Source organism: Kosakonia oryziphila (assembly GCF_900094795.1).
Lineage (GTDB): Bacteria > Pseudomonadota > Gammaproteobacteria > Enterobacterales > Enterobacteriaceae > Kosakonia > Kosakonia oryziphila.
The window spans coordinates 1-4879 of sequence record NZ_FMBC01000095.1; the positions used below are offsets into that span (position 1 = coordinate 1).

Here is a 4879-nt window from a genome sequence, read left to right on the forward strand (position 1 = left end):
AGACTCCGGGAGTATGGCAAAAGCTGGAAGAATGGCTTCGGCACAGGTTGAGGTCTCTCCAGCTTAAGCACTGGCGACGTGGTACAACGATATTCAGGAAACTTCGTGCAATGGGAGCGAGTCATAGCATCGCCCACAAAATAGCGCTTAACAGCCGACGTTGGTGGCGAAACAGTGACAAACTTCTCAATCACGTACTGGATCTTGCGTGGTTCGACAGGCAAGGCTTGCCCCGACTCGTGTAACCTCAAACTCCCGAACCGCCCGGTGCGGACCCGCATGCCGGGTGGTGTGGCAGGGGAGCAGGCTGAGAGGCCTGCCTCCTATGCCGATTACTGCTCTTGGGTAATACCTCATCCTCCGACTCGGTAACACAAAGCTCTCAGCCATATCCAGTATCTCATTTAGGCACTGTTGCAAAGTTTGTGTTTGACCAAATTTTGCTTTTAACGACCATCATTAGAAGTAGAAGTGTGCAATTTGATAATCCATCACAAAATGTGGCGGCAGAAAAATCAACACTGAAACTTTGCAAAAGTGTCGGTTGGATATCGTTACGGGATCGTAATGGCAGGGCTTGCTGACCGCGCTTTTCAGATTATCTGCAACAAGTATTCCGGGGACTATGAGACGACAATAACTCAGTTCGGGCGACGTAAGCGGCCACAAAACGTCATCGTTCATACCGACTACGGTGGTCAATGTTACTCAGCAGACTATAAGGTGCTGCTGCAATGGCATAATCATGCGTGAGCATGAACGCCTGAGGCGGCTATTATGATAGCGCCTGCGAAGAGGCTATCCTCCACTCAGAGAAGGTGGAATGTATCCATGAAGAGAGCTATCCCTGCCGGGAAATAAATGTGGGTAATGATATTTTATTATATCCAATGCAATTACCATCGATGGTGACGTCACAGTACCTGTGTTGGTTTCAGCCCGGAACAGTTTGCAAAGCAGAACCTCACTTAGAACCATGCCCACATTTCGTGGGTAAGATCAATATAACTAATGCCATATTCCTTAATAGTTAAAATTTTTATATTACCTTGGCAACTCATCGGAAAAAAGTTCATCAATATCAAGAAAAATGCTTTCAATTTTTTTGTGTAGCACCATCGCGAACCTTGTTGGATTCAATGTTCGCCCCTCTCGTTCAAATAAAGGGACAGGGAAGTATGAACAAAACCGACTCAGCATCACGCTGACGGTTGGAGGAGAACAGTGCAATACTATGCTTGCGTTAAATACTGTCTTATAATTCATAACGGAAACGAAATATAACGCTGAGTTTAAATCAATTTTTTTGAGATGAGAAAAGTTTTGCTTTGTACAGTTTTCTTCTTTGATATTCATATTGTACTTTCCTTTATATAACCTCTCAGATCTAACTATATATTACCATTAATGAACCTAAGAGGTTGTAGAAAAACCGGTCTAGAAACGGGACATAATATACTGTTGTGTGTGTGAATATATAATTCCACTAAACCCACTAAACAAGCTCATGTTTTTCAAAAGACAGCATGGATTTCGATGGAGTTACATTCAAAATGTTAACTACACCAAGAATACAACTATTAGGTCAAAGCTTTTCCACAATACTCCTCTCTTACAATTTCTCTCTGGTCGGTATTTGCCACAAAAGTTATATCACCTGGCCTCGATAAAATATAAAAATGATACTTGCCCAAAAATACCAAGTGACTACCTTCATCAACCCCTGCGTGGTTTAATCAAAGGTTTACATTTAGGACCATTCTGACCAGTCATGGCATTAAACAGAACAAAACACCTTTAAATCAGGATAGGTGGACATTTACGTTGTTTAAGAGGAATATCACGGAAATGAAAAACTGCTACTTTTTGTGTGGTTAATGGGATGGGAAATGAAACAAATAAGGAGTAATGTTCACTCTAGGTACGGATAGGTCGATGCTGGGCCAGAGAGGGTGTAGATGGCTTCATTATTTTATCTTTATATTTTAGTGGGTTACAGAAAAAGCACTTCAACTTAAATCAAATATTGTGTTTTTGAAAGATGGTCATTACACTACATTTGACAGTTTGGTCCTATTTGACTTTTCTTAGCCTTTATTTTCCCCCGCCAGACCCCCTCAAACCGCTCTGCATTACTTGCAGTGTAGAGGACCGTATGCCTGATATTTTTATGGCCGAGGTAATCCTGTATCAGCCGGGTGTCAATGCCCCGATCGGCCAGTGCAAAACCACAGGCATGACGCAACATATGTGGGTGGGAGGGCACAGATATCCCCGCCATCACGCCAAACTGACAAATTAGCTGATATATCCGCTGCCGGGTCAGTGGCTTCCCCCGGCGGGACAGAAATAACCAGTCATCTTCAGCGCCAGGCATTGAGTTTCGAACCGTCAGCCAGGACCTGATTGCCTGGATCTCGTTGTCCAGCAAAGGATGATTCGTGCTGAGTCCATTTTTCAGCCGCCGTATAAACAGGCTTTTTGCCTGAAGATCCACATCTGAGAGCCGTAACAGGCGGATCTCACTGACACGAAATCCATGCACAAAGCTCATATACACGAGGCAATAGTCCCTTTCCGGGTTTTTGCTTTCTTTTGCTGATGCCAGCAGTCTCTTTACTTCAGGCTGGGTTAAATGCTTTCGTTGAATCATTTGATATCTCCGCTGAATAAATCGTCAAAAGATCGATGCATTTTTAAATATACTGTCATACTAGTGCTAGATCAATAATAACGAGAAACCATTAAAATAATGATATTTGCAAATTAGTCATGAGAATGGTGTCTTTATTGGTATTAGATACCGATTTGGTACATGTCATCCGGCATTTGTGAATTCAATCGTTTTGAACGAAAAAAGTCTTAACAGGAATTATTATCCTAGTTCTATCATTATTGCCATCAAATATAGTGCGGAATTTTATTTAAAGTGGAAGATAGAGATGTAAAGGAATTGTCATTTTTGCTTGGATAGAATATTTTATTAAGTTTACATATGTGTTTTTTGTTTCATCTGTCTACGATAACTATTCTTGGCGCTTATGTATCCAGTGTGATTATCTGAAGCACAGATGATTTACATAGCAGTATAGATCAAATAAATACATTTAGTTATATAAAAAAGAGTTTGTTAATATGTAAAAGATATGTGCCTTTATATTGGATTATTGGACATGTCTGAGTTATATGTCATTAATTTTACTATAATGTTTTAGATACAATAACTTGCGTTAAACTCGCTATATGCTGAACCACCCTGATACGTACCTCTCACTTTTTAGCAACATTATCTGCCTGAGTGGTCAAGCCACGCAAAATAATAAACCGAAACCTGACGCCTTATACTCTTGCTGTTTTGAGATTTTTTGTTCCCACGAGCAGGTTCATTTAAACACCTTTTGAGCAAGGCCACCATTGCCTAAAAAGATTGAACGGGGGCCATCGTGAATTTCATTTTCGCCTGATGAAACAAGCCAGAAGAGCACCATAATGACAATCGATTATTGACCAGATGGTAAGGGCAGAATGAGGTTAAATTTTCTTTTTAAGGAGAAACCCGCGACCGGAGTCGCGGGTAAGGGTTACATTTAGCTTAAGATTAAAGACCCTGCCTACACACAACAGACCTAGGTACGGTGGGAGCGCCGTACACAATGCTGCCCGTATCCGACCTAACCATTTTGTTGTTACCGGAGCCTGCTGAGTCGAACTCAGATGTCCAGTTGTAGTCACTGATAAAACCAGAACCTGAATAACTACTCAGTGCTCCCCACTCGGACCATAGCGCTCCGGAATTTCCAGCCCGGGAGCCTGTGCCGCTGGTAACGTTAGTCAGGTCCAGAGCCGTTCCTAAGCCTCCCCGGCTACTGCAGTATGTGTTTGCATCATTCCAGTTTAAGGCTATTCCCCCATTATTAACAAACCACTTACTGACAGTGAAGGTGTAAGTATACGGCGTGCCGCTTGCTGTCGGCGTTGCTGTAATGGTTACTGTTTTTGTGGCGCTGGTTGGGGTACCGATAAAGCTCACGTGACCGCTGTTGTCCACACTGACCCAAGTCTGGTTACTGCTCCAGGTGTAACTGCTGTTATTTGTGGCACTGCCATTCAGGAGTACCTGGAAAGTAGCTCCGGTGAAACCTGTGGTCGGAAAACCACCACTCAGGTTAAACGTAGCACCATTCACACTAACAGAGCCGGGCATAGTCTGCGGTGGTTCAGTCAGGATGATGGTCGCGGTAAGGCTGCCGGTAACAATGCCCCCGATGGTCGGACTGAGCGTTACCGTCTGCGCCGTAGTCCCCGTCAGTGTAGCGTTATAAGTACCAGCCGGACCCTCCGTTACCGTACTCACCGTCACACCCGTGGCACTACCGGTACTGAACCCGGTGTTACTCAGCCCTGTCACCGGGTTACCGTTCACATCCTTAGCTTGCCAGGTGATGGATGAGGAAGCACTGCCATCAGCCCGAATGGTGCCAGGTAGGGCAGTTAAGGTAGAAAGACCATCATCCGGCGAACCTGCCACAAAGCGTGCGGCGGTGGTGGCGGTGCTGCTGCCGAGGGTGGCGGTGACGGTGCTGGTCCCGGCCGTGGTGCTGGTCAGGGTCACCGTCACGCTGCCGTCCGCCCCGGTGGTGCCGGTGGCGGCGATGGTGGCGCCGTTGTCCGCGCTGAAGCCGACACTGACGCCGGCCACCGGGTTGCCGTGGGCGTCGGTCACGACGGCCTTCACGCTGTCGGTGGCGGTGCCATTGGCCACGGCGTCATCGGTCAGTGTGCTCAGCCCGGCTCCGCTGTTGGTGAGGGAGGCGCTGCCGCTGTCAGCCACAAAGCGTGCGGCGGTGGTGGCGGTGCTGCTGCCGAGGGTGGCGGTGAC

At 45.9% G+C, this 4879-nt stretch carries 3 protein-coding genes and 1 pseudogene; 1 reads left to right on the forward strand and 3 read right to left on the reverse strand.

Annotated features, from left to right (window positions below; translation table 11 throughout):
* Positions 1-651: 651 nt before the first annotated feature.
* Positions 652-912, forward strand: a pseudogene (locus tag GA0061070_RS25740) (IS3 family transposase); the annotation flags it as partial.
* A gap of 132 nt (positions 913-1044) precedes the next feature.
* Here GA0061070_RS25740 and GA0061070_RS23950 read toward each other — a convergent pair.
* From GA0061070_RS23950 to GA0061070_RS23960, 3 genes are all read right to left on the reverse strand, one after another.
* Entirely contained in the window at positions 1045-1356 is a 312-nt protein-coding gene (locus GA0061070_RS23950) for a LysR family transcriptional regulator (protein WP_090139003.1), read from the reverse strand.
* A 697-nt stretch (positions 1357-2053) separates the two neighbouring features.
* Positions 2054-2653, reverse strand: a complete 600-nt coding sequence (locus GA0061070_RS23955) for a tyrosine-type DNA invertase (protein WP_090139005.1) — start codon at positions 2651-2653, stop codon at positions 2054-2056.
* A gap of 945 nt (positions 2654-3598) precedes the next feature.
* Positions 3599-4879: Ig-like domain-containing protein (locus tag GA0061070_RS23960; protein WP_208598209.1), on the reverse strand; the 1281-nt coding region annotated here is incomplete at its 5' end.

What these genes read in the sequence shown, in the direction of transcription:
- GA0061070_RS23950 (WP_090139003.1), bottom strand. Translation starts at nt 1,356, where the DNA reads ATGAATATCAAAGAAGAAAACTGTACAAAGCAAAACTTTTCTCATCTC.
- GA0061070_RS23955 (WP_090139005.1), bottom strand. Translation starts at nt 2,653, where the DNA reads ATGATTCAACGAAAGCATTTAACCCAGCCTGAAGTAAAGAGACTGCTG.